Consider the following 21,784-nt stretch of genomic DNA (forward strand, 5'->3'; position numbering starts at 1 on the left):
TGCAGGGCTATCAACATGGCTTCACTCCCTGGGTGGATTGAAACGACTCTATCAACTCTTGCAGAACGGCTCGCGCCATGAAGAGTGGATAGCGTTTAGAGTCTATGCAATCATCCGGGATGCGACAGGTATGTCACTGGGAATCCGCTGAGCTATACCGATCCGACGGGGCTGATCCGCGTCTGCTCTGTTCTAACAGGACAGTGTTGGGATACAAATCCGCCCCCTATTGATCCTGAGCCCCCTGTGCCTCCTCCCGTCGATCCCTACATTCCGCCTCCAACGCTACCTGACCCAACTCGCACGCTTTGTATGGTCATGCCTTGGGCTTGTGTGATACCGCCGGTGGTTGATACATGTGTGAATTTCTTAACTGGGCGCTGCAAAAAAGTTTGGCAAAAATGTGCGGATTTTTGTAGAGATGAATATGCGGAGGGGCGCGTCACTGATGGATTTAATGGCATTCGTCTTTGTATCCGGAAATGCATGCGAGACAACAAATGTAATGACTATTAATGTGGGCGAAATGGCCTGTTTAAAGGATTCTAATGAATATCGATGAGGCGAAAAATATTATGAAATGCGCGCAAGAGCTTGGCGAATTTCTTAGCGAAATCGGTGATATTGCAAGTGCAATTCCAGACCCAGAGCTTGAAAAAAGGATAAGGCAGGAGATTGGAGTGGCGATGATTAAAGTGTTTCGCGATTTTATGCATCCCATCATGATGCAATTTCCAGAGCTGGATCCTGATGTCGAGGATCCTCGGTTAAACCCTTCTAGATCTTGATGTCGGTTGAGGGGTTTTATAAGATTTATCTTTAGCAGATGGTATTGGATCTCATTTTAGGGCGTGTCTGTGACAAAGGCTTGCCATAAATTCATAATCTTCCGACGCTGCTCGAGTAGATCGGTGCGATGGTAGGCTGCCTCTACCTTGTCTTTAATTGAGTGCGCCAATGAACGCTCTGCGAGGTCGCGAGCTACACCTTTCTCGCTGCACCAATCCCGAAAGCTTGATCGGAATCCATGTGCTGTTGCCACTCTTCCAGGGGTGTCACTGCGAGCATTCAACCGGCGCAGAAGCGATGTCAGTGCCATGTCGGAGAGCTCGACCTGATCTCGTACCGAAGGGAACACGAGGGTTTTATGCAAGTCCATCTGCTCTCCAAGGATTGTCATCACACGTGGCGAAAGCGGGACGCGATGGGGAAACTTTGCCTTCATGCGCTCGGGCGGGATAGTCCAAGTTTTGTTCTTGAGATCGATCTCGTTCCAGGTTGCCCCCCGTGCCTCGCCTGAGCGGCAGGCTGTCAAAATCACAAATTCAAGCAAGGTGCGCGTCACCTCAGGTCGGTCGCCCGGCCGGAGGTGTTTCTGCACGAACTCTGGAACTTCTCGCCAGGGCATGGCGGGATGGTGTTGAGTACGCACAGCCTTGCCTGGCTGCTGCGGGAGCAAATGGCCAACCACATCAGCGGGATTGGATTGGCAGTATCCGTGGGCCAAACCCCAGGCAATCACGGCATGAATGCGCTGTTTGATCCGACCGGCTGTTTCTGCCTTGATGAGCCAGATTGGCTTCAGCACCTCGGCAACGTCGCTAGGTTGAATCTCGTGCAAACGTTTGGTCCCCATCTTTGGGAAAACGTACTCCTGCAGGGTGTTGAGCCATTGCTGGCCATGCTTGGGGTTCTTCCAGCCAGGAAGAAGGTTTCCATGAAGTGTGAGAGCCGCTTCCTTGAAGGTGGGGACCGTAGGCTTGGCTTTAGTCTTTGCCTTCTCTTCCAGCGGATCCTTGCCCTCGGCCAGCTCGATGCGCATTGCGGTTGCGCGCTTGCCCACTTCCGCGATGCTGATCTCAGGGTAGGAGCCCAGGCCGGCATTTCGACGTTTGCCCGAGATTGGGCTGACGTATCGCAGGACCCATTTGCCGTGGCCCTTGGTGCTAGAGGGGTGTAGGGCAAGACCGGTGATGCTGCCATGAGGCATTGCCGGGTCCGCTGGTTTGATACTTCGCGCCTTAGTGTCAGTGATTGCGGCCATCGTGGAAATCTGATTGGGTGTGCCAATCAGTATGCCACTGTCAGCCTGTTCCTATCGGTAGTGCTTGGATGTTGTTGGACATTTTCTTTATATAAAACAACAATGTAGAGCAAGTTTTTGGATCCTGTTGATCATTGCTGGATGTATTTTTGGCAGACACCCTCTCCGCCAGTAAGCAAGCAAAGACGGGCCCTCGTGGCCCGTTTTTCATTTCTACCCATCAAATTCCCCCCCCCGCTACCGGCGCTCGAATCGCCCCCCCTCGTGCAGTTTCACAAATTGTGAGCTTCCCGGGGAGGCTACTAAAGCGTCCGTATCAGCACGCATCGCTCGGTGCATCAACCCCAGCTAGGGGTAGAGCTGATCAGGGAGGGACTGCAAAGCCCATCAGGGGCCTGCTTGAGACCGCGCCAGTTCCAGATGGCTTAATTTTCAGCGTGAATCAACAACCACGCGGTAGCGAGCGACCGCGGATGCCCGTGGCGGGCGCGGCGAAGCCTTCAGATCAGCAGGAAGGCCGCACCCAGCGAGGCGGGGTGGGTCGACACGCCCAGCAGCGCGATCTGGACTGCGGGGTCTCCGGCGGCGCCGTCGGCGTCATAGGCCAGAATGCCTGTCGTGCTGTTGTAGGTGAGGTTGGCGCTGAGCCCGACTGTGTTGCCGGCAGCCCCCAGCGCAGAGTACACGCTGGCAGACAACGCGATGACATCGACGCCCGACTGGAAATCCGTGATCGTGTCCACATTGCCAGCGCTGGGCGCCGTGGAGAAAACGAAGCGGTCTGCGCCCGCACCGCCGGTCAGCGTGTCCTTGCCCAGCCCGCCCACGAGGGTGTCGTTGCCGCCCAGGCCGCTGAGCAGGTTGGCGCCATCGCCCCCTGTGAGCAGGTTGGCGTCCGCATTGCCCGTCAGGTTGACGTTCAACGCGTTGGTGACAAGAGCGTTCTCCACGTTGGCCGACAGCACATAGGTGCCGGCTGCCGTGAAGCTCACGTCCACGCTGTCAAGGCCCTCGGAGAGGGCTTCCACGATCACATCGCTGGCCATGTTCACGATGTACCTGTCATCGCCCGTGCCGCCCACCAGGCGGTCGCCGCCGGCGGCGCCGTCCAGCGTATCGTTGCCGCCGCTGCCGGTGAGGGTGTTGGCCATGGCGTTGCCGGTGAGCAGATTGTCCAGCGCGTTGCCGGTGATGCCCACGGCGGCGGCAGAGGTGACGATGGCGTTCTCGATGTGGTCGGCCATGCTGTAGGTGCCGGAGGCCAGGGCCACGCGCACCAGGTCGATGCCTTCGTTGAGGGCTTCGTTGATCACGTCGCCGGCCACATCCACGTCATAGGTGTCGTCGCCCTGGCCGCCCACGAGGGTGTCAATGCCGGCGCCGCCGATGAGGGTGTCGTTGTCGCCCAGGCCGCTGATGCTGTCATTGCCCGCCAGGCCGTTGATGGAGTCGTCCCCGGCCGAGCCGACCAACTGGTCGGGACCGGATGTGGGTACGGTACCGATGAGCTCTTCGAGGTTGCGGGTGACATCGGTGAACTGAAAACGCTCGCCGTCACTTACGGTGACCGTCTGCCCATTGCCCGTGAGAATCACTTCCGTGGCGGTAGGCCGGGCGACGCTGTATGTCCCTCGCGCACCCGCCAGGATGATGGTGTCCGTGCCCAGCCCGCCTTCGATGGTGTCGTTGCCCAGCCCGCCTTCGATGGTGTCGTTGCCCGAGCCGCCCACCAGGGTGTTGGCCACCGAGTTGCCGTAGATGAGATCGGAGTAGGCGGTCCCCGTGGCGTTCTCGATCACCGCGCCGTAGGCGATGCCCAGCGTGTCGCGGATACTGGTTTGGCCATTCCAGATGGATGCGCCAATGGAAGAGAACGTGCCAGGCTGCAGGTTGATGACGGCGCCCTGAGTCTGGTTGGAGGCGTCGATATGGTCGATGCCGCCCGCATCCCAGATGGTCTCGAAGATCTGGGCTCCCGCTGCCCACGAGTAGACCGTGTTCGTTGCCCTGTAGGACATGTTGGCGCCGTACATGGCCTGCAGCGCCGCGACGTCGTCGATCATCGGCGTTGTCGGGTAGTAGCTCAGGCTGTAGCCCGAGTTCAAGGGCTGGCCCACGTAGCCTCTGTAGCTCATGATGGAGTACTGCAACACGTCATGCCCAGGCACGGGCGTGTTCGTCGTCGACGTGTGCGGATGGTTCAGGCCCATCGCATGCCCCAGCTCGTGGATGAAGGTCTGGTATCCATACCCGCCCGCCACGGGGTTCTGGTAGTCGGAGTAGTTCGTCCCGAACCAGACGTTCCCACCGACGCCGCTATTGGATGGGAAGTACGCCATGGCGGTGGAAATGCCGGTCGAGTTGCCCCAGCGGATGTCTCCGGCCAGTGCGGCCGAGTCAGTCACCTGCGCGAAGGTGATGTTGGCCACGTTGGCATACTTCTGCATGGCCGACTGAGCGCCCGCCTTTTGTGATGCCGAGAAGGAGGATGTGACAGAGCTGTTGCCTTCGCTCTCGTTGAATACCGACACGCCCTGCACCAGGAAGCTGTAGGTCAGCGATACGCCATTGCCGAGCCCATCGGTTCCCCACTTCACCCCGCCTGCCAGATTGCGTACCGACAGCCCCTGCACGGAAGAGTTGCCGATTTCCGAGGACGAGAAGGTGTATACCCCCACGACGCTCGCACCGATGCCGTTGCCGCCGCCGGAAAAGGCTTGGCCGAAGTTATCGCCCTGCGGCTCGGATGCCGTCCGCGCATCATCGTCGTCCGTACGATACAGCGGAACATAGAAGAGGGATAAGGACGGACTGCTCATGGCTGCGATAAGGTTTGGGAGATACCCAAATTATCGTGCCCCGGTCAGAAATGTCGGTCCTGTCCTACGAAAGTCAACAAATATATGTGCATTCGTTGACGCTTCTCCTGGGCCAGGGCTGCCTGCAGGTACCTGCTCCACCCCCTCAATCTCTGGCCAGCCGGATTCCAACCAAGGTGTAGCGGGTTTGGGGGCTGTTCCAGTTGCGATAGCCGCAGCGTGCATAGAACGACCATGTGTGCCAGGAGCCCCCTCGGCGCACGCGCACCGAGCCTTCTGCGGGGCCCTGCGGGTCGTAGCTCGGCGACTGCGCGTAGTAGTCGTCGCCATGCCAGTCCGCCACCCATTCCCACGCATTGCCCAGCATGTCGTACAGGCCGAACGCATTGGGCGCATAGCTGCCGACGGGGGCCGTGAAGGCATACCCATCGTTGCCCTTCAGGGCATGCTGCTGCCAGCGTGCCCACAAGGGTGCCGCAGCCTGGTCGAAGACATTGGCCATCTGTGCGAGGCCCTTCGGGTCGTCACCATGGGGGTAGCGTGTGCGGGTGCCCGCGCGGCAGGCGTATTCCCATTCGGCCTCGGTGGGCAGGCGGTAGCGGTGGCCTTCGGTGCGGCTCAGCCACGCTGCCAGGGCCTGAGCGTCGTTCCAGGTGACGTTGACGACAGGATGGTCGTCGCCCTGCGCAAAGCCGGGGTTGCGCCAGGAGTAGCGCGGGTCGCGCCCTTCGAAAGCGTCGCCGCGCCGCGTGGTGGCCGGGTCGTATTGCGCGTTGTAGCCGTAGCCGCCAGTGCCGTCCGCCACCGACTCGGGCACGTAGCCCGAGGCGTCGATGAAACGGCGGAACTGGCCCACGGTCACTTCGTGCCGGCCCAGGTAGAACGCGCGGCTGATGTGCACGGTGTGCGCGGGTTGCTCGTCCGCGAGATCGGTGAAGCGCCGAGGCTCCAGCGTGGGATAGGCCTGGGCGAGCGCCTCGGGCGACTCCACGCCGCCCATGGAGAAGGTGCCCGCAGGCACCTGCACGAACGCCATGCCGATGCTGTTGGTCCAGGCAGCGGGACGCCCATGGGGCGGGGCCGCGTCCTGCGTCGGCGGCGATGGCGCGGCGCAGCCCGCGAGCAGGGCCGCCAGCGCAGCGAGGGCGCCAGCCGGCACTGCGCTGCGCGCGCGGCTCAGGGCTGGCGGTCTGGCGCTTCGCTCACGCATTCGAAGACCAGGCGCGAGCCGTCATTGCGCAGCAGTTTGGGAAACAGCATCAGCTTCTGGCATTCGCGGGTGGCGACGCCATAGGCCGGGGCGGTGTCCGCACCATACACAGGCACGCTGAACGTGCGGTCGCGCCCCGAGGCCATCGCGGCGGACGGGGGCATGGTGGCGGTATTGCACCCCGCCAGCAGGCCGGCCAGCGCGCCGGCCAGCGCCCCGACAGAAACAGTCGACAGCTTCATGGCATCTCCAGAAAAGAACATGCAGATGCGCCCAGTTTAAGCACAAGAACGCGCGGGACACCATGGCCCCTGGCGCTTGATGCGACGCGTCTCAGGGTGTCTACGCAGTGCGGATTCGATCGATCGAGATACAGTGTGTTACACGCGGTCGTGCAAAAAACATCGTTGTCGGCCGAGCGTTTCGAGAGAGGCGCAGATGACGGCCAGTCTGGCACCGAACGGGTTGGAGGGCGCATGGCAGTCCTGGGGGCTGCGGGTGCTGGCTGCGCTCTTGCTGCTGGCTTTCCTGTGGCTGTTGCCGCTGTGGACGCCGCTTGCGCGGCTCGAGTACGACCTGCTCAGCAGCCTGACCGCGCCGGTGCGTCCCGATGCCGGTGTGCTGGTGGTGGGCATCGACGAACCCAGCCTGGCCGAACTGAACCTGTCTCCACCGCTGCCGCGCAGCCTGCACGCGCGCATGCTGGGGGCGGTGTCGGCCGCAGGTGCTGCCGCAGTGGGAGTGGACCTGCTTTTCGCCTCCGCGCAGACTGCGGCGGACGATGCGGCCCTGGGCAGTGCCCTGCAGGGCCGCATGCCCGTCGTGCTGGCCAGTGCCGAGGTCACGGTGCAAAGCTCGCAGGTGGCGCATTACCGGCAGGGCGTGCCGTCCCTATTCACCCAGGCGCGCCATGGCAGCGTGGCCGTGGATGTGGACGACGACGGCGTGCTGCGCCGCGCGCCCGCCCAGGGCGATGCTTTCTGGCGTGTGCTCGCGCAGAGCGCGGGCCGCCCCGTCACCGCACCGCCGCCCGGTGCGCTGATGCGCCACTACGCACCGGAAGTGCCGCTGCCCTATGCCCACTACAGCCAAGTGCTGGAGCCCGGGCAGAGCCTGCCGCCCGGTGCGCTGAAAGGCCGGCTGGTGCTGGTGGGGCAGAACACGCCGGTGGGCGGGGTGGACCAGTTCACGACACCGCAGCGCTTGCGGGGCGCCGGCACGCAGTCGGGGGTGTTCATGCATGCCACGGCCCTCATCAACGGCTTGACGGGCGACTGGATCGTGCCGGCGCACCCGGCGGGCCCCGCGCTGCAGGCGGTGCTGGCGGTGGCGTTCGCGGCGTGGGCCACGCGCGTTTGGCGCGGGTGGCGTGCGGGCTGGCTCACTGTGGCGCTGTCGCTGCTGGCCTTGATCGGCGCCTTCTGGGCCTATCTGGTGGGCGTGTGGTGGAGCGCGCTGCCCACGCTGGCGGGCCTGCTGCTGCACCTGAACGTGGGGGCGGCCGGCAGCTACTGGCGCGAGCGCCGCCGCCGCGAGCAGCTGCGCAGCGACTTCGCGCGCTACGTGCCGCCTGCGGTGGTGGACGCGCTCGCCGCCGCGGGCACGGCCCCTGCCGCCGTGCAGGGCGAGCGCCGCGTTCTCACGCTGCTGTTCTCCGATCTGGCGGGCTTCACCGCAGCCAGTGAAAACCTGCCGCCCGAGGCGGTGGCCCAGGCGCTGAACGCGTATTTCACGCGCATGACGCGCTGCGTGCACCAGCACGGAGGCACGCTCGACAAGTTCATTGGCGATGCGGTCATGGCGTTCTGGAATGCGCCGCTGCCCGAGCCAGCCCACGCTGCACGCGCACTGGCTTGCGCAGAGGCCATGCAGGCCGACATGGTGGCGCTGCGCACCGAGTGGCAGGGCACCCCTTTCGGCCGGGTGCTGTTGCGCATTGGCCTGCACACGGGCGAGGCGGCGGTGGGGCATCTGGGCTCGCACGAACGCTTCACCTACACCGCGGTGGGCGATGCGGTGAACACCGCCGCGCGGCTGGAAGGCGCGAACAAAGCTTTCGGAACCAGCATCCTGCTTTCGGCTGCCATGCGCGACGCACTGCCTGCGGGGGGCAACGCACTGGCGCACCTGCTCTGGGTGGATGCGGTGGTGCTGGCAGGGCGCAGCGCGGGCATCGACGTCTACACCCCGTGCGATGACGCGGTGCTGGTGGAGATCAGCCTGGCGCTGCGAGGCCACCTGCATGCGGGCGACTGGGCGCAGGCCCTGCAGTGCTGCGTGCAGTGGCACGCGCACGCGGGGCAGCACGCACCGCAGTGGCTGGCGCACACCGTGCAACTGCGAGACCGGGTCCAGGCGAGGATGAACGAGCCGCCGTCCGCTCAGGTCCCCACCGTGTTTGGCGCCCGAGCGCTCGACAAGTCCTGACGCTTGAGTTTCATGAAAGACCGTCCCATGCGCATACGCCGTTTTGTCTGGATGACTCCCGTGGGCCTGGTGGCGGCGGGGCTGGCCGGCCCTGCTGCCTGGGCCCAGTGCACAGGCGCCCCGGCAGCGCCCGATGCCCCGGCCGCGCAGATCGTGGCGCTGACCGGGCAGGGGCAGACCCGCGCGCCCGGCGTCGAGCCGTGGTCCAGCGCCGTGCTGTCGCAGCAGCTGCGCCCGGGTGCCGACATGCGCACGCTGGCGCTGTCGTCGGCCGCGCTGCTGCTGGCCGACCGCACGCAGATCCGCATGGCGGCCCAGGCGCAGGTGCGCCTGTGCGAATCGCAGCCCGCGCGGACCGTGCTGGAGCTCGCAGCCGGCCGCCTGTGGGCCCGCACCAAGAAGACGCCGGCAGCGCTGCAGCTGCAGACCCCGGCGGCCCTGGCCGTGGTGCGGGGCACCGACTGGGATGTGGAGGTGGATGCGGCCGGCCGCACCACGCTCACCGTGCTGTCGGGGCTGGTCGAGCTCTCCAACGCGCAGGGCAGCGTGCAGCTGGGCCCGGCCGAGCAGGGCACCGCCGAGCCAGGCCAGGCGCCCGTCAAGCGGCTGCTGGTCAGCCCGCGCGACCGCGTGCAATGGGTCATGGCCTACCCGGCCCGCGTGGCGCGCTGGGCCGAGTTTCAGCGGGCAGACATCTCGCCCGCGCTGGCGCAGGTGCGGGGCGATCTGCAGGCCGGGCGTTGGGCCGGTGCGCAGCAGCGGCTGCAGGCGATGGCCGTGCAGGCAGAAGGCGGCGCGGTGGTCGATCTGGCCTTGGCGGACCTGGACGTGCTGGATGGCCGGATCGATGCCGCGCAGACCCGCCTTGCCACCGCCTGGCGGCGCACGCGGGATGTGCGCACGGCGGCGCGCCGCGGCGAGCTGCTGATGGCGCTGGACCGCTCCGCCGAAGCGCGTGCCTGGATCGATGCCGCGCGCGCCCTGGCGCCGCAGGCTGTCGAGCTCCTGCTGGCCGATGGCGACTGGCACCGCCTGGACGGGCAGGGCGAAGCGGCCCTGGCCCTGTACAGCGAGGCGGTGGACCGTGCACAGGCCGATGCCGGTGCTGCGGCGGAGCTGCGTGCCCAGGCGCTGTGGGCCTGGGGCCGTGCGCTGCAGGAGCGCGGCGACGCGCGTGCGGCCCGCGCCGCACTGGAGCGCGCCGTGGCGCTGGCCCCTGGCGACCCCACCTACCACGGCGAGCTGGCCACGGCCGCCACCGAGTCGCTGCGCCTGCCTGAAGCGCGCGCGGGCGTCGATGCGGCCCTGGCGCTGGCGGGTGACGACTACGTGGGCCTGGCGGGCGCCGGGCTGCTGGCGCTGCGGCAAGGCGATGCGCAGGCTGCGCGCACCCAGTTGCTCAAGGCCCTGGTGATCGAGCCGCGCCACGCACGCGCCCAGGTGTGGCTGGCGGTGGCCGAGTACACGCTGGGCGAGCGCGCCGCCGCGCTCGACGCGCTGGACCGCGCACGCATCGCCGACCCGCGCGACCCCTTGCCCTGGCAGATCGAGGCGATGCTGCGCAACGACAGCGGCGAGCCCGTGCTGGCCATCGCAGCGGCGCGCGAAGCGCTCGTACGGCTGCCGTACCTCAAGTCCATGAACCCGCTCGCGTCGGACAGCCAGGGCTCGGCCAACCTGGGCAAGGCGCTGGGCGACTTCGGCATGGAGCACTGGGCCCGCGCCTATGCCAGCGCCTCGTACTACCCGCTGTGGGCCGGCAGCCACTTTTTTCTGGCCGACCGGTACGAGAGCGACTTCAACCGCCGCTCCGAGCTCTTTCAGGGCTACCTCACCGACCCCACGGTGTTCGGTGCCAGCGACAAGCGCGCACCGCTGATGCTCACCACCGGCAGCGAATGGACGGCCGGCGCGAGTGCCGAGCGCAATCCGCTGCGCCACAACGCCACGGTGGACGTGGGCCACCGCGGCCTGGCTGCCGGCAGCCTGCCCGTGTCCTGGCTGGTGCGTGCCAACGATGTGCAGATGTGGCCGCGCGAAGGCCCGCCCGGCTCGCGCTACCGACTGTCGTCGCCCGGCATCGACCTGGCGGTGGGGGCCCGGCCCACCGAAAGCCTTGCGCTCTTTGTGCTGCACGGCGACGCCACGCTGCGCTACCGGTTTCCGGACGGCCTGGACTTCGGCAACGGCATCACCTTCACCGGCGGGGCTGAAACACGCACTCGTCGCACCGACGTGGGCGCATCGTGGCGCTGGTCGGCCGACAGCCAGACCTGGGCCAAGGTGCATACCGGCCGCCAGACCGTGGGCCTGGTGCTGGACGACGCGCGCTACGGCCCGCAGGACTATCGCTACGCGAGTGACGAGAAGGGCGTCTTCCTGCGCCACACCATGCTGTGGGGTGCACACCGCCTGAGTACCGGCTGGGAGCGCGTGGACCGCGACAGCGGCAGCGCCATCGCCGACCCGGTGATCACCACGCCCAACACCAACACCGAGCGCTACAGCATGCCGTGGGTGGCGGGCGAGTGGCGCACCGGTGCCTGGAGCTGGATGGCCGAGGCCTACTGGCCGCGCCTGGCCCTGCAGCAAAGCAACCGCTACACCGACACCGCGACGGGCCAGGACCTGCTGCGGCCCATCGACGACAGCGCGACGCACCGCCGCCGTGTGCTGCCCCGACTGGGCGCCAGCCTGCGCCTCGCGCCCGGCCGTGCGCTGCACTGGGCCTACCAGGAGAGCCTGCGCGCGCCCGGCACCCACACGCTGGCCCCCGTGTCCACCGGCGCCATCGCCGTGGACAACCAGTACCTGCTGGCCGGCAGCTACGCGCGCAAGCACGCGGTGCAGCTCGATTGGGAGCTGGGGGCGTCCACCTTCGTGGGGGCCAGCCTGTCGGGCCAGCGCATCAGCAACCCGGCCACGCGCAGTGGCAGGCTGTTTGCGCAGAACACCGGTGCGCTGTTCGACAACGTGGCCACCATCGCGCCCGTGGTGCTCAACGCGCAGACCACGCTCAACACGTACGAGGAAACGCCGGTCTTCGGCCAGGGCCACCTGGCGCAGGCCAGCGTGTCCGTGAACCACCTGCTCGGGCCGCGCTGGAGCGTGCTGGGCAGCTACATCCACACCGACTCGCGCAACACCGGCACAGGCTTTGCAGGCCATCTGCTGCCCGGCTTTGCGCGGCATGTGGCGCTGGCCCAGACCACCTGGCGGCACGAGGGCCGCAGCTTCTCGCTGCTGCGCATGACCTGGCGCGGCGCGCGTTACAGCGACGAGGCCAACACGGTACTGCGCCCGCCCGGCTGGAGCCTGGCCCTGGCCCACGGCTGGGAGTCGCTGGACCGGCGCTGGAGCCTGACCGGCACGGTGCAGACCGGGCTGCGCACCGGTGAGCGGCCGACGCTGTGGGCATTGGTGCGCTACCGCGATTGATATGTTTTTGGCCGCTAACGCATGATGAGTGTGCGCTATTTGCTATCAATAAAGTAGCAACGAAAAAGCCGGCCTCAGAGGCCGGCTTCGGGGGCGAGCGGGGCGATTCGCTCAGGCTGCGGCGGCCGCGTCTGCCAGGGCCTGCAGCGCTGCGGCCACCTCGTCGGCCTGCACGCCATCGACGGGTGCCAGGCGAGCAGATAGCGCCTGCAGAGCACCCGCATCCTTCTGCAACTGGCCGATGGCCTGCCCCGCCTCCTTCGGCGCATCGAAGCCGGTGCTCTGCAGCAGCAGCCGTCCGTCCGCCGCCACCAGCTTGAAGTAGAACTTTCCATCCGCCTCGCGGTACTGCTTGAAGGCAGGCAGGGCGGCCTTGGCCGCCTTCACAGGCTTGGCAGCCGTGGCGGCCTGGGCCAGGCTGCGCAGGCCCACGGCCGAGCGCAACTCGCGGATGAACGGCGTGGCCAGCGCGCGGGCCCGCTCGGCACCCGCCAGCAGCGTGGCTTCGATGCGGGCGGGGTTGTGGATCAGGTCCTCGTACTTGGCGCGCATGGGCGCGATCACCTCGTCCACGCGCTCGAACAGCGTGTTCTTGGCGTCGCCCCAGGCGATGCCGTCGGCATACGCCTTGCGCAGCGCCTCGGTCTCGGCGGGCGTGGCGAAGGCCTGGTAGATCTGAAACAGCGCGGAGCCTTCGACCTCCTTGGCCTCGCCGGGCGCGCGCGAGTCGGTGAGGATGGAACCGATGAGTTTTTTGAGCTGCTCGCGAGAGCTGAACAGCGGGATGGTGTTGTCGTAGCTCTTGCTCATCTTGCGGCCGTCCAGGCCGGGCAGTGTGGCCACGTGCTCGTCGATGGCTGCTTCGGGCAGCACAAAGTGCTCGCCGTACAGGTGGTTGAAGCTCGCGGCCATGTCGCGCGCCATCTCGATGTGCTGGATCTGGTCGCGCCCCACAGGCACCTTGTGCGCCTTGAACATCAGGATGTCGGCGCCCATGAGCACGGGGTACATGAACAAGCCCGCTGTCACGCCGTCATCGGCCTCACGCCCGGCAGCCAGGTTCTTGTCCTGCGATGCCTTGTAGGCGTGGGCACGATTGAGCACTCCCTTGCCGGTCACGCACGAGAGCAGCCAGTTGAGCTCGGGAATCTCGGGAATGTCGGACTGGCGGTAGAAGGTGACGTGATCGGGGTTCAGGCCCGCCGCCAGCCAGCTGGCCGCGATCTCCAGCGTGGAGCGCTGGATGCGCACCGGGTCTTCGCACTTGATCAGCGCGTGGTAGTCGGCCAGGAAGTAAAAGCTCTGCACGTCGGGCGACAGGCTGGCCGCCACCGAGGGGCGGATCGAGCCCACGAAGTTGCCCAGGTGGGGCGTGCCCGTGGTGGTGATGCCGGTGAGAAAACGCGTAGTGCTCATGGGGACGAAATCAGCAAATGGAGGACAAGGAGACGGTGGGACATTGCACGATGCCAGAGGTGGAGTGCGGCACGCGAGACGGGCGCCGCGCCCGCCAGTGCGCCCGTGGAACTGGCTCTGCCGGGCCACCGGTTGCGTCCCCAACCCGAAGGAGAGAGGGAAGGCGGCACAGTCGATTCAGGGGAAGCGTCATTTCAACAGCGCCGTGAGCGGTGTGAGCAGGAACTGGATGACCGTGTAGCCCACCGACATCAGGGGGCGCAGCCAAAGCGTTCCCACCACCCCTGCCACCACCAGGGCCAGAACGATGAAGAAGCCATAGGGCTCGATGCGCGAGACCATGTGGGCCTGCTTCCAGGGCAGGAGGCCGACCAGGATGCGCCCGCCGTCAAGGGGCGGCAGCGGGAACAGGTTGAACGCCCACATCACCAGGTTGACCAGCACCCCGGCGCGCGCCATCTCTATGAAGAAGCGTTCCTCCACGCCCGAGCCCACCAGCGCCACCAGCAGCACGGCCCAGCCGATGGCCTGGAAGAAATTGGACGCCGGCCCGGCCAGCGCGACCCAGATCATGTCGCGCTTGGGGTTGCGAAGGTGGCCGAAGTTGACCGGCACCGGCTTGGCGTAGCCGAACAGGAATGCGCCGGAGGTGGCGAAGTACAGCAGCAGCGGCATCAGGATCGTGCCGACCGGATCGATGTGCTTGAGCGGGTTGAGCGTGATGCGCCCCATCATGTACGCGGTGTTGTCGCCGAAGTGGCGCGCGGCATAGCCATGGGCTGCCTCGTGCACGGTGATGGCGAACAACACCGGCAGGGCGTAGATCAGAACGGTTTGGATGAGATTGGAGATGTCCACCCGTGGATTCTCTCAGACCCTGGCGTCCGTCCCTGTCACAGGGGGAAGTCTGCCGGTGGCGGCGCGGGTGATGCAGTTGTACGACAGCGTTACACCCTCGGTGCCCAATCGTTGATAGCATGTGGCAACGGAGTAACAAAATGCATCGCACACGGCTGCGGTTTTTCGTTGCGCTGCGTCCCATACTCACACAGAACACCCTTCGGAGACATCCCGTGCCCCTGGATCACCTCAAAATCGGAACCCGCCTCGTTCTTGCCTTCGGCGGCATTGCGCTGCTGATGGCGCTGATCATGGGCATGGGCCTGTCCCGTATCAGTCGTGCCGAAGATACCTACCGCAGTGCGGTCTCCACCACCACCGACGGCGAGCGCACGTCCAAGGCCCGGGACGCGCAAGAACAGTTGTCCGGAGCGCGTTCCTGGATCGTGGGTGGAGGCATCGCGGTGTTTGCGCTGTCGCTCGTGGCCTTTCTGACGCTGCGCAGTGGCATCGTGAGCCCGCTCAACCAGGCCATCCTGATCGCCGAGACCGTGGCGTCCGGCGACCTGAGTCAGGAGTTCAGTTCTGACCTGGAGGGCGACTTCGGCCGTCTGCTCGACGGTCTGGGCACCATGGAAGACACGCTCACGGACCTGGTCTCGCGCATCAAGCAAAGCACCGATTCCATCACCGCATCGGCCGCCGATATCGACCGGGGCAACAGCAATCTGTCGCGCCGCGCGGAAGACCAGGTGTCGTCCCTGACGGAAACCGCCGCCAGCATGGAGGAACTGACCGCCACCGTGCGCCAGAACGCCGAACGTGCGCATTCGGCCAGCGGCCTGGCTGTCAAGGCGTCGGCCATTGCCGAGCAGGGTGGCGCGGTGGTGGGCGAGGTGGTGCAGACCATGCAGGCCATCAGCGGCAGCTCGCGCAAGATCGTGGACATCATCCAGGTGATCGAAGGCATCGCCTTCCAGACCAACATCCTGGCACTCAACGCCGCTGTCGAGGCCGCGCGCGCGGGCGAGCAGGGCCGCGGCTTTGCCGTGGTGGCCAGCGAAGTGCGCAACCTGGCCCAGCGCAGCGCCGTGGCCGCGCGCGAGATCAAGGCGCTGATCAGCGCTTCGGTCGAGCAGGTGGAAAGCGGCGCGGGCCAGGTCGGCAAGGCTGGCAAGACCATGGAGGAGATCGTCACCGCCGTCGGCCAGGTGAGCACCCTGCTGGGCGAGATATCCGTGGCCCTGCGCGAGCAGAGCGAGGCCATCAGCCATGTGAACACCGCCGTCTCGCACATGGATGGCGCCACGCAGGAAACGGCGGCACTGGTTCAGAACGCCGTCGCCACGGCCTCGGCACTGTCGGCGCAGGCCAGCGATCTGGAGCAGGCGGTCGGGGCGTTTAAGCTTTGAGCCCCCTGAGCCGCTGCGCGGCTTCCCCCTCAGGGGGACGCCACCCGTAGCCTGGCAGAGCCAGTTCTACGGTGGCGCCGGCGTTTGGGTCGCGCCAGTTTCGGGCGCTGCGTTCCGAAAAGCTTTTCTGGTGCGCCTGCCCTGATCTGCGCAGGCTCAGAATGCCCCGAGACTTTGGTTCTACAACCCCAGCGCCTGCAAACTTCCGCGGCCTTCGCGGATGACTTCGGGGTCGCCGCCGGTGCCCATGGGGGTCAGGTCCACCACGGTGGTGGGCTCCAGGGGGCAGGCGCCTGCGTCGACGATGGCGTCAAGCAGTTTTTCATAGCGCGCGCGGATTTCCTGGGGGTCGTTCAGGGGCTCGGTCTCGCCTGCAGGAATCAGCGTGGTGGCCAGCAACGGGGCGCCGTGCAGCTCCAGCAGCAGCTGCAGGCCCTTGCGGTCGGGCACGCGCAGGCCGATGGTCTTGCGCGAGGGGTGGCTGACGCGGCGCGGCACTTCCTTGGTGGCTTCGAGGATGAAGGTGTAGGGGCCGGGCGTGCCCAGCTTCAGCAGGCGGTACTGCCGGTTGTCCACGCGGGCGTAGTTGGCCAGCTCCGACAGGTCGCGGCACAACAGGGTGAGGTGGTGCTTCTCGTCCACCTGGCGGATGCGGCGCAGGCGGTCCACCGCGTCCTTGTCGTCCAGGTGGCAGACCAGCGCGTAGCTCGAATCGGTGGGCACGGCCACGATGCCGCCCTTTTGCAGCAGCAAGGCGGCCTGCTTGAGCAGGCGCGGCTGGGGGTTGTCTGGGTGGGCTTCGAAGTACTGGGCCATGTCATCTCACGATTCTGTCGGCCAGCAGCTCCCACACCGGGGTGAGCTGGCCGGGCAGCATCGGCAGCGTGCCCAGATCGGTGTGGGATTCGTCGGGGCTGTGGAAGTCGCTGCCGCGCGAGGCGGCCAGGCCGAATTCCTGGGCCATGGCGGCGTAGGTCACGTATTCGGGGGCGCTGTGGCTGCCGGTGACAACTTCCACGCCGCGCCCGCCGTGCTGCTTGAACTCGGAGAACAGGGCGTACTCCGCATTGGCGCTGAACTTGTAGCGGGCTGGGTGGGCAATCACTGCCATGCCGCCGGCCCCGGTGATCCAGCGCACGGCATCGCCCAGAGCCGCCCAGCGGTGGGGTACGTAGCCGGGCTTGCCCTCGGTGAGGTACTTGCGAAAGACTTCGGGTGTGTCGCGGCAGACGCCGGTCTCCACCAGGAAGCGCGCGAAGTGCGTGCGCGAGATCAGCGCCGGGTTGCCCACGAACTGCAGCGCGCCTTCGTACGCGCCCTCTATGCCCACCTGGGCCAGTTGCTCGGCCATGTCCTTGGCGCGGTCGCCACGGCCTCCGCGGGTGGCGGCCAGGCCTTCGGTCAGTTGGGAGTTGTCGGGGTCGAACCCCAGGCCCACGATGTGGACGGTGGTGTCGGCAAATGTGACGGAGATCTCGACACCCGTGAGGTAGGGCATGCCCAGTGCGCGCGCTGCGGCCAAGGCGCGGTGCTGGCCGCCGACCTCGTCGTGGTCGGTCAACGCCCACAGCTCGACCCCGTTGGCTTTGGCGCGGGCGGCCAGGTCTTCCGGGGTCAGGGTGCCGTCGGATACGACGGAATGGCAGTGCAGGTCGGCGTTGAGAATGGTTGTCACCAGTTCATTTTAGGGCTTGTACCGATAACGCGCGCTGCCGAACCAAGCAACACTGACAGTAGGGGCATGGGCCCGGCTGCGTTACCGGTGCCTTTTGGCACAGCCGCAGCGGCAGCCGGTCATCGGGGGCTGTTCCAAGGAGCGAGCATGAAATTCAACGACCTGCGTGTGGCCCACAAGATGTGGAGCGTCATCCTCGGTTTGCTGGCCTTGATGCTGGTGACCACGGTCTGGACACAGTGGTACGGCCGGCAGGTGACCGTCGCCACCGAGGAGGTGGTGGACAAGCACGAAGAAGCGATCACCACTGCCGTGACCTGGCGCGGCCTGGCCGAGGTGGCCGTGACGATGTCCATGGCCAGCTTCGTCACCACTGACCAGGCCCTCAAGGCGGATTTCGATGCCCGCGTTGCAGCCCTCACGGCCCGCATCACGCCGGTTCAGGAGCAGATCAGCAAAACCTCTGTGTCGGCGATGGACAAGGCTGCGCTGGCCGAGGTCGCCGCCACGCGCGCGGACATCCGCGGTCAGAGCGACAAGCTCAAGGAACTGACGGACGCCGGCGATGCCGCTGCCAAGCAGGCGTACCTGGTGAGCACCTACAGGCCCAAGGCGGTGGCCTACCTGGCGTCCATCGACAAGTTCGTGGCGGCGCAGCAGCGCCAGCGCGACGAGGCGGTGAAGGCATCGCGCGACACCCGCGGCAACCTGGTGCTGGTCGGCATGGCCGCGATAGCGGTGGTGATTGCGTTGGGCATGGTGCTGGCCGCCATGCTGGTGCGTTCCATCACGCGGCCGCTGGACCGCGCGGTGGCGCTGGCCGAGGCGATCTCGGCGGGCGACCTGACGCAGAACATCCACGACGACCGCAAGGACGAGCTGGGCACCCTGACCCGCGCGCTGTCGGCGATGTCCGACCGACTGCGGGGCGTGGTGGGAGAGGTGCGCACGGGGGTGAACTCGGTGTCCTCGGCGTCGGTGGAGATCGCCAACGGCAACCATGACCTGTCGGCGCGCACGGAGCAGACGGCCTCGAACCTGGAAGAGACGGCGGCGAGCATGGAGCAGCTCACGGCCACGGTGAGCCAGTCGGCCGACACCGCCCGCCAGGCCAACCAGCTGGCCAGCACCGCCGCGCAGGCCGCAGCGCGTGGCGGCGAAGTGGTCGGCCAGGTGGTGACCAGCATGCAGCAGATCACCGACAGCAGCAAGAAGATCAACGACATCATCGGCGTGATCGACGGCATCGCGTTCCAGACCAACATCCTGGCGCTGAACGCGGCGGTGGAGGCGGCGCGGGCGGGAGAGCAGGGCAGGGGCTTTGCGGTGGTGGCCAGCGAGGTGCGCAGCCTGGCCGGTCGCAGCGCGGAGGCGGCCAAGGAGATCAAGGCGCTGATCGGCGCGTCGGTGCAGAACGTGGAGTCGGGCTCGGCGCAGGTGGCGCAGGCGGGGCAGACCATGCAGGAGATCGTGGCGAGCGTGCAGAGGGTGAGCGATCTGATCGGAGAGATCACGGCGTCCTCGACGGAGCAGCGGGACGGGATAGCGCAGGTGAACCAGGCGGTGACGCACCTCGATCAGATGACGCAGCAGAACGCGGCGCTGGTGGAGGAGTCGACCGCTGCGGCGGCGTCGATGCGCGACCAGGCGCAGAGGCTGGCGGAGGTGGTGTCGGTGTTCAACGTCGGCGCTGCCGCGGCAGTGCGTGCACCCGCTGCGGCACCACGACCCGCTCCGGCTGCTGCCCCACGGCCTGCACCCGCCGCCAACGCGCGCGTGGGCAGCGTGGCCGCCAAGGGGGCCAAACCCCCCGTCTCATCGGCATCTCCATCCGCCGCAAAGGCTGCCGCAGCCCCCCGGCTGGCCTCTGCCAAGCCTGACGCAGCCGCCAATGCAGCGGCGGGATCGGCCTCACCATCCCCAGCACCCACACCCCGGCCCGCAGCAGGAGGCAACGACGATGAGTGGGAAAGCTTCTGATCCCGGTTGGCGGCCCTGGCCGCTCCCGAATTGATAGCTGATGACCCTTGTTGACAGGTCGTTAGGTGCCGCTTTCATCCCGGTGCGCGGTGCGCGGTTGCCGAGTGTGGCCTTTGCAGCGGTGCGCGATGACGGGTTGGGCTACCGGCCGTGCCGTCAGCCGCATACCGGCAGCTCCTTCGATTTCTGAATGCGGGTTTCTCCCGGGGACCGGCGGGCGCGGCAGCGGGCCGGGCTGGCGTAGGCTATGCCAGTTGCTGATGTAAACGAATGTTTCCCGGGCGAGCCTCGCCTTGCATGAAAGCACTACAGATCCACGAGGAAAAACAAACCATGCAACTCGACAATATCCGCGTTTCCCGCAAGCTGTGGGGCGCCTTTCTGGGCCTGATGATCGGCATGCTGCTGCTGTCGGGCTTTGCGCAGAACCGGGCCAACACCTCCATGTCTTCCGCCATCGATGCCGTGGTGGAGATCGAGGCGCGCATCTCTTCGGCCGTGCGCTGGCGTGGCGCCACCGAAACCGCCGTCACCATGGTCATGGGCGGCGCGGTGACCACCGACGCGGTGCTGGCCGAGCAGTACGGCGCCAAGGTCAAGGAGATCATCGGCGCCATCAACAAGGTGCAGGAAAGCATCGTTGCGTCGGCCACCGCGCCCGAGGAAAAGGCCTCGCTCGACAAGGTGCTGGATGCCCGCAAGGCCGTGCTGGCCGCCACCGCCAAGACCTGGGAGCTCAAGGGCGCGGGCGATGCCGTGGCCACCCAGAAGTTTGCGGACGATGAATTCGCGCCGCTGGTCACCAAGTACCTCAAGGCGCAGGACGACTTCGTGGCCACGCTGGAAAAGCGCCGCGACGCCATCCGCGCCGACGCCACGGCACGCCGCGTGGAATACGCCATCTGGGGCGTCGTGACCTCGCTGGTCCTCATGGCCGTGGGCTTGTTCCTGGCCTGGAGGCTGGTTCACTCCATCACCGTGCCGCTGGACCAGGCGGTCGAGACCATCGACGCCATCGCCGCTGGCGACCTGACCCGCGAGCTGCAGTCCACCCGCAAGGACGAGTTCGGCCACATGCTGCGGTCGCTGTCGGCGATGTCCGAGCGACTGCGGGGCGTGGTGGGCGAGGTGCGCACGGGGGTGAACTCGGTGTCCTCGGCGTCGGTGGAGATCGCCAACGGCAACCATGACCTGTCGGCGCGCACGGAGCAGACGGCCTCGAACCTGGAAGAGACGGCGGCGAGCATGGAGCAGCTCACGGCCACGGTGAGCCAGTCGGCCGACACCGCCCGCCAGGCCAACCAGCTGGCCAGCACCGCCGCGCAGGCCGCAGCGCGTGGCGGCGAAGTGGTGGGGCAGGTGGTGACCAGCATGCAGCAGATCACCGACAGCAGCAAGAAGATCAACGACATCATCGGCGTGATCGACGGCATCGCGTTCCAGACCAACATCCTGGCGCTGAACGCGGCGGTGGAGGCGGCGCGGGCGGGAGAGCAGGGCCGGGGCTTTGCGGTGGTGGCCAGCGAGGTGCGCAGCCTGGCCGGTCGCAGCGCGGAGGCGGCCAAGGAGATCAAGGCGCTGATCGGCGCGTCGGTGCAGAACGTGGAGTCGGGCTCGGCGCAGGTGGCGCAGGCGGGGCAGACCATGCAGGAGATCGTGGCGAGCGTGCAGAGGGTGAGCGATCTGATCGGAGAGATCACGGCGTCCTCGACGGAGCAGCGGGACGGGATAGCGCAGGTGAACCAGGCGGTGACGCACCTCGATCAGATGACGCAGCAGAACGCGGCGCTGGTGGAGGAGTCGACCGCTGCGGCGGCGTCGATGCGCGACCAGGCGCAGAGGCTGGCGGAGGTGGTGTCGGTGTTCAACGTCGGCGCTGCTGCGGCAGTGCGTGCACCCGCTGCGGCACCACGACCCGCTCCGGCTGCCGCGCCAAGGCCCGCTGCGGCTGTGAAGGTCTCCCCGAGTGCGGCACGCGTCGCCGCACCACCCAAGCCCGCCAGCGCCAAGGCGCCTGCCGCCCCACGGCTCGCATCATCGGCAGCCCCCGCACCCCGTGCCGCAGCCGCCCATGCGCCAGCCCCGTCCCCTGCACCCCGTGCTGCGGCCCAGGGAGGAGATGACGACTGGGAAAGCTTCTGACCCAGCCCGCAACAAAAAACAAAGGCAGCCCTGGCTGCCTTTTGCTTTGATACCGCACCGAAAGAAAGAACGAAGGACCCGCCCATGCCCCTGGTCAACATCCGCCTCGCCAACCGCGACATTCCCACCACATCCGCCCAGAAGGCCGCCCTGATCGCGGGCGTCACCCGCCTCATGCAGGAGGTGCTGGACAAGAAACCCGAGACCGTGACCGTCATCATCGACGAGATCGACCCCGACAACTGGGGCGTGGGCGGCGAGCAGGTCACCGTGGTGCGCCAGCGCAGCAAAGGGCCCCTGCAGACCTGAGCTGCGGGCACCAGCCTGTGCAACTGTCGCAGCCCCAAGCCAGCGGCGCCTCTGGCGGACGCACCGAGGTGC

15 protein-coding genes are annotated in these 21,784 nt (G+C 66.7%); 7 read left to right on the top strand and 8 right to left on the bottom strand.

What is annotated here, in order from left to right; translation table 11 throughout:
* Positions 1 to 548: 548 nt before the first annotated feature.
* A complete protein-coding gene (locus tag KW835_RS21085) occupies positions 549 to 788 on the top strand; it encodes a hypothetical protein (RefSeq protein WP_218386052.1) in 240 nt (79 codons plus the stop codon).
* Positions 789 to 844: 56 nt separating this feature from the next.
* Here KW835_RS21085 and KW835_RS21090 read toward each other — a convergent pair whose 3' ends face one another.
* The 4 genes from KW835_RS21090 to KW835_RS21105 all read right to left on the bottom strand — a co-directional run bounded on the left by KW835_RS21090 (position 845) and on the right by KW835_RS21105 (position 6,315).
* Positions 845 to 2,044 (bottom strand): site-specific integrase, encoded by a 1,200-nt coding sequence (locus tag KW835_RS21090; RefSeq protein ID WP_218386053.1) that lies wholly within the window; start codon positions 2,042 to 2,044, stop codon positions 845 to 847.
* Between the two features lie 500 nt (positions 2,045 to 2,544).
* The gene (locus tag KW835_RS21095; protein WP_218386055.1) at positions 2,545 to 4,863 is read right to left on the bottom strand and encodes a M10 family metallopeptidase; all 2,319 of its coding nucleotides are present in this window, start codon (positions 4,861 to 4,863) and stop codon (positions 2,545 to 2,547) included.
* A gap of 145 nt (positions 4,864 to 5,008) precedes the next feature.
* A complete protein-coding gene (locus tag KW835_RS21100) occupies positions 5,009 to 6,073 on the bottom strand; it encodes a formylglycine-generating enzyme family protein (RefSeq protein WP_218386057.1) in 1,065 nt (354 codons plus the stop codon).
* Positions 6,040 to 6,315, bottom strand: a complete 276-nt coding sequence (locus KW835_RS21105) for a hypothetical protein (RefSeq protein ID WP_218386059.1) — start codon at positions 6,313 to 6,315, stop codon at positions 6,040 to 6,042. The genes KW835_RS21100 and KW835_RS21105 overlap by 34 nt, the downstream gene beginning before the upstream one ends.
* Before the next feature lie 196 nt (positions 6,316 to 6,511).
* On the opposite strand from KW835_RS21105, the gene KW835_RS21110 reads away from it, so the two are divergent.
* Together KW835_RS21110 and KW835_RS21115 are read left to right on the top strand one after the other, a co-directional pair.
* The gene (locus KW835_RS21110; protein WP_218386062.1) at positions 6,512 to 8,500 is read left to right on the top strand and encodes an adenylate/guanylate cyclase domain-containing protein; all 1,989 of its coding nucleotides are present in this window, start codon (positions 6,512 to 6,514) and stop codon (positions 8,498 to 8,500) included.
* 12 nt (positions 8,501 to 8,512) lie between these two features.
* Positions 8,513 to 11,938: a FecR domain-containing protein gene (locus KW835_RS21115; RefSeq protein ID WP_218386064.1), complete on the top strand. Its 3,426-nt coding sequence runs from the start codon at positions 8,513 to 8,515 to the stop codon at positions 11,936 to 11,938.
* A gap of 111 nt (positions 11,939 to 12,049) precedes the next feature.
* Here KW835_RS21115 and KW835_RS21120 read toward each other — a convergent pair whose 3' ends face one another.
* The gene (locus KW835_RS21120; RefSeq protein ID WP_218386065.1) at positions 12,050 to 13,354 is read right to left on the bottom strand and encodes a tryptophan--tRNA ligase; all 1,305 of its coding nucleotides are present in this window, start codon (positions 13,352 to 13,354) and stop codon (positions 12,050 to 12,052) included.
* A 189-nt stretch (positions 13,355 to 13,543) separates the two neighbouring features.
* Positions 13,544 to 14,212, bottom strand: a complete 669-nt coding sequence (locus KW835_RS21125; protein ID WP_218386067.1) for a site-2 protease family protein — start codon at positions 14,210 to 14,212, stop codon at positions 13,544 to 13,546.
* A 215-nt stretch (positions 14,213 to 14,427) separates the two neighbouring features.
* On the opposite strand from KW835_RS21125, the gene KW835_RS21130 reads away from it, so the two are divergent.
* The gene (locus KW835_RS21130) at positions 14,428 to 15,606 is read left to right on the top strand and encodes a methyl-accepting chemotaxis protein (protein ID WP_339385458.1); all 1,179 of its coding nucleotides are present in this window, start codon (positions 14,428 to 14,430) and stop codon (positions 15,604 to 15,606) included.
* Between the two features lie 180 nt (positions 15,607 to 15,786).
* Here the strand turns inward: KW835_RS21130 and KW835_RS21135 are convergent, their stop codons facing one another.
* Both KW835_RS21135 and KW835_RS21140 read right to left on the bottom strand, forming a co-directional pair.
* Entirely contained in the window at positions 15,787 to 16,422 is a 636-nt protein-coding gene (locus KW835_RS21135; RefSeq protein WP_218386072.1) for an L-threonylcarbamoyladenylate synthase, read from the bottom strand.
* Between the two features lies 1 nt (position 16,423).
* A complete protein-coding gene (locus KW835_RS21140) occupies positions 16,424 to 17,281 on the bottom strand; it encodes a 3',5'-nucleoside bisphosphate phosphatase (protein WP_218386074.1) in 858 nt (285 codons plus the stop codon).
* 147 nt (positions 17,282 to 17,428) lie between these two features.
* On the opposite strand from KW835_RS21140, the gene KW835_RS21145 reads away from it, so the two are divergent.
* The 3 genes from KW835_RS21145 (at position 17,429) to KW835_RS21155 (ending at position 21,712) form a co-directional block, all read left to right on the top strand.
* Positions 17,429 to 19,261 (top strand): methyl-accepting chemotaxis protein, encoded by a 1,833-nt coding sequence (locus KW835_RS21145; RefSeq protein WP_218386076.1) that lies wholly within the window; start codon positions 17,429 to 17,431, stop codon positions 19,259 to 19,261.
* Positions 19,262 to 19,594: 333 nt separating this feature from the next.
* Entirely contained in the window at positions 19,595 to 21,403 is a 1,809-nt protein-coding gene (locus KW835_RS21150) for a methyl-accepting chemotaxis protein (protein ID WP_218386078.1), read from the top strand.
* A gap of 84 nt (positions 21,404 to 21,487) precedes the next feature.
* Positions 21,488 to 21,712: a 4-oxalocrotonate tautomerase family protein gene (locus KW835_RS21155; protein WP_218386080.1), complete on the top strand. Its 225-nt coding sequence runs from the start codon at positions 21,488 to 21,490 to the stop codon at positions 21,710 to 21,712.
* Positions 21,713 to 21,784 lie beyond the last annotated feature (72 nt).

It is taken from the genome of Acidovorax sp. sic0104 (genome assembly GCF_019219095.1).
GTDB lineage: Bacteria > Pseudomonadota > Gammaproteobacteria > Burkholderiales > Burkholderiaceae_C > Acidovorax.

Bases quoted from the DNA above. Each gene is read 5' to 3' on its own strand.
- KW835_RS21090 (WP_218386053.1), bottom strand. From the start codon at position 2,044: ATGGCCGCAATCACTGACACTAAGGCGCGAAGTATCAAACCAGCGGAC.
- KW835_RS21100 (WP_218386057.1), bottom strand. From the start codon at position 6,073: ATGCGTGAGCGAAGCGCCAGACCGCCAGCCCTGAGCCGCGCGCGCAGC.
- KW835_RS21135 (WP_218386072.1), bottom strand. From the start codon at position 16,422: ATGGCCCAGTACTTCGAAGCCCACCCAGACAACCCCCAGCCGCGCCTG.
- KW835_RS21150 (WP_218386078.1), top strand. From the start codon at position 19,595: ATGCAACTCGACAATATCCGCGTTTCCCGCAAGCTGTGGGGCGCCTTT.
- KW835_RS21115 (WP_218386064.1), top strand. From the start codon at position 8,513: ATGAAAGACCGTCCCATGCGCATACGCCGTTTTGTCTGGATGACTCCC.
- KW835_RS21145 (WP_218386076.1), top strand. From the start codon at position 17,429: ATGAAATTCAACGACCTGCGTGTGGCCCACAAGATGTGGAGCGTCATC.
- KW835_RS21120 (WP_218386065.1), bottom strand. From the start codon at position 13,354: ATGAGCACTACGCGTTTTCTCACCGGCATCACCACCACGGGCACGCCC.
- KW835_RS21105 (WP_218386059.1), bottom strand. From the start codon at position 6,315: ATGAAGCTGTCGACTGTTTCTGTCGGGGCGCTGGCCGGCGCGCTGGCC.
- KW835_RS21095 (WP_218386055.1), bottom strand. From the start codon at position 4,863: ATGAGCAGTCCGTCCTTATCCCTCTTCTATGTTCCGCTGTATCGTACG.
- KW835_RS21110 (WP_218386062.1), top strand. From the start codon at position 6,512: ATGACGGCCAGTCTGGCACCGAACGGGTTGGAGGGCGCATGGCAGTCC.
- KW835_RS21085 (WP_218386052.1), top strand. From the start codon at position 549: ATGAATATCGATGAGGCGAAAAATATTATGAAATGCGCGCAAGAGCTT.
- KW835_RS21155 (WP_218386080.1), top strand. From the start codon at position 21,488: ATGCCCCTGGTCAACATCCGCCTCGCCAACCGCGACATTCCCACCACA.